Origin of the sequence: Vibrio makurazakiensis (genome assembly GCF_050337375.1) — a bacterium.
Taxonomy (GTDB): domain Bacteria; phylum Pseudomonadota; class Gammaproteobacteria; order Enterobacterales; family Vibrionaceae; genus Vibrio; species Vibrio makurazakiensis.
Map to the genome: position 1 here is coordinate 1 of NZ_JAKJSW010000337.1, position 3,010 is coordinate 3,010.

Here is a 3,010-nt window from a genome sequence, read left to right on the forward strand (position 1 = left end):
GGACAGGGCTTTGTGTATCAGGGTACGAAAAGGAAACATCACTGAAAGATACCCCCCCTTCAAAGCTTCCACGGTCGATGACTTGGTGCTCAGATTCTTCTTGAGGCAAGTCCATGATCTGATTGAGCCCTTCAACAGCAGAACGGGTCTGTTGGAAACGAAGCATTAATAACGAGAGTTGATTAACAGAACTTGCTGCTCGTCCGCTTAGCATTACGATAGCGATTAATCCGCCCATACTCAAAACGCCTGCGGCAATCTGATAGACGCCAAAAATGATCAAGGTAATCGTCACAATTTGCTGACTAGACTGTATAGAGTGCGTCACTATATTTGAATAGTGTCGAGATTGAGTTTGCCACTGAGACAGCGATGAAACAGTTTGTTCCCAGCGCTTCTGAATCGCCCCTTCAGCGTTATTCTGTTTAATATCTGGCAATGTTGTTAAACAATCAAAAAGCTGGGCTTGACGCTGGGTAGATAAACGAGCCGTCTCGCCAAAACTTTGTTCAACTTTCCCTTTCATAGCAAGGCTTAAAACCAATAATACAAACATGACGGCAACAGGTATAAGCATCATCGCACCACCCAACCAGCCAATGAGCAATAAAAACAACACCGTGAATGGTAAGTCGACCAAGGTAACCAAAGAAATTGAAGTGAAGAAATCTTTCACGCTATCAAAGTCTTGTAACTGTCTAGCGAAAGCCCCTACCGATTGAGGGCGGTTCTCTAGCTTCATGCCAAGCACTTTGGAGAACAGTTGAGCAGACAGCTTATTGTCAATGTACCGACCTGCCATGTCCGTAACAGAGCTACGAGACTCTCGTAATACCCAATCAAATATAACAACAATACCCACACCAGCAGCAAGCACCCATAGAGTATTAAATGCTTGATTTGGAACGACACGATCGTAAACATTCATGGTGAACAAAGGCACGACTAATGCTAAGACGTTGATCATGAAGGAAGCGACGAAAAGGTCTCGATACCAGGGTTTAACTTCTCGAACGACTTTCCAAAGCCAATTTGCGCTATTGTTATCGACTTTCTTTTCAAAATCTTGGACTCTAGCATCCGCTTTGACTTTGATACCAATTTGCCAAATTGACTCAGATAACGTTTCCAGTAGCTCTTCCAAAGTTGTTTGCTTTTCTACGCCGTTTTCTGGATTTATTACTAAGTATTGCTCTGAACTGTCTTTCATGATTATCAGAGGCTGTAAGGTATCGCGAGACAAACCAACAACTGGGAACTGACATTTGGAGAGAAATGCCGACTTAACATGGCTTARTTCAAGCCCTGCTTTCTCTATCGCTCTGGGGAATAGTAATTCATTCAATTGACCCTCTATCAAAGGTAGGCCTGAAGTGACCTTTGAAGAGTGACAACGCACATCAAAATGTCCACATAACCACTCTACACATGCGAGCCAATTGTCTCTATCTCTTTCCAATTTAACTTCCTTATAAAATTGGCGCTGATCAATTAACCGTTAAGTTATTGTCATTTATAATTTTTTGTAATATTTCAGCTTCTGTTGCGCTACTACTGTCTGCCTGATACAGATCATTTAAAGTAATGTCACGTAAAACAATATGCTGCTCGACATTCACGCCGTCTTTCTTTATTTCTAATTTGACACCTTCATCTGYGTCGGAAAGATCCACATAGTCGTCCACTTTAGTGCCACGACCGTTACCAATTCCAACATCTAGGCCATTTAGAATAGCGGAAATATCAATAGAGTCGGTGTTTGGCGCCACGTCAAAATCACTGACTACATCTTTACTCGGGTCACCCACAACTCCAAGTCCTAAGTTATCGAAAGAAAAGGTGTCGTTTCCATTCCCACCAATTAGTAAATCATTATCTGTGGTCGCCGTGATCGTGGAGTCCCCATCAGCAACGAGCTCAATTTGAATTATCGACGATAAACCGACAGCTTCATCTGTTCCGATAATGGCAGCAGGTTCAACCGTAAGCTCAAAAGAGTCTGCACCTGCGTATCCACCGGAAATGGATAAGCTTGGTATATCGGCCAGCTCCACAACATAGTTTCCGTTCACGACACTGCCGTGTGACAGCTCAAGGTTACTAGGGAGCCCGTAGATTGTGACCTGGCCTAATTCGTCTACGTAAGGATTCACTAGTGACAAATCAAGGCCAAGTGGGATTGAACCACTCGCTTCTGCCACTATCGATGAGTACTCAACGGAGAGCAAAGGAGCATCTGGTTCAGGAGTAATCGTGAGCGTAATATCTTGTTGGGTCACATCACCGTTATCGGTGACTAGGCTCCCCAACACAGTATTTGAGTCCTGGGTGAACCCTGACACCGTAATATCTAAATTGCCAAAAGCGTTACCTGCAAAGAATTCAACTTTATCGACAGTACTCGCTGCGACTATAACCGTTGCAATCGCACTGCCATCTATTTGGCTAATAAACTTGCCTGTGGTTGAGCCAATACGAATTCTGTCCAGCCCCTCGAGGCCTGTAGTGTCAGAGGTTGGATTAACTTTAATTGAGATAACAATGAATTCATCGCTGTTCGTTTCAAAGCTATTCGCATCTAATGGAATAGTGATCGCTTCATCCTCACTGCCAGCTATTTCCTCTGGGATATCAAAAAACTCAAGTTTATCGCCAATAGGATTTACGCCGACAATAAAGTCAGAGGTTGTGTAACTAATATCGTAAGTTCCAATTTCTTGCGTGATCGCTTCTAAGCTAAGTTCAATGTCCCCACTGAAATCTCGGGGAGGTAAAATCACTAAGTTACTAAGTTGGCTTGGGTCAAGCTGCCACTCATAGGTTGGTACACCATCAATGTTCCCACCATCTTCACCATTATTGGGAACAAGCTCATAGCTAGAACCATTTTTTATCGCAATGACAGCACCTTCAGGAACACCTTTTAAGCTCAAGGACATATTTTCAGAGCCATCTTGATCGACAAGCTCTGCGCTCATCGAACTCAGTGAAATATAGTTATCTTCATCGC

Annotated in this window: 2 protein-coding genes; both read right to left on the minus strand. The window is 43.3% G+C overall.

What is annotated here, in order from left to right; all coding sequences use genetic code 11:
• Positions 1-1,459: ABC transporter transmembrane domain-containing protein (locus tag L4C33_RS21035; protein ID WP_428814343.1), on the minus strand; the 1,459-nt coding region annotated here is incomplete at its 3' end.
• A 28-nt stretch (positions 1,460-1,487) separates the two neighbouring features.
• The coding region (locus tag L4C33_RS21040) for a type I secretion C-terminal target domain-containing protein (protein ID WP_428814344.1) at positions 1,488-3,010 on the minus strand (1,523 nt) is incomplete at its 5' end.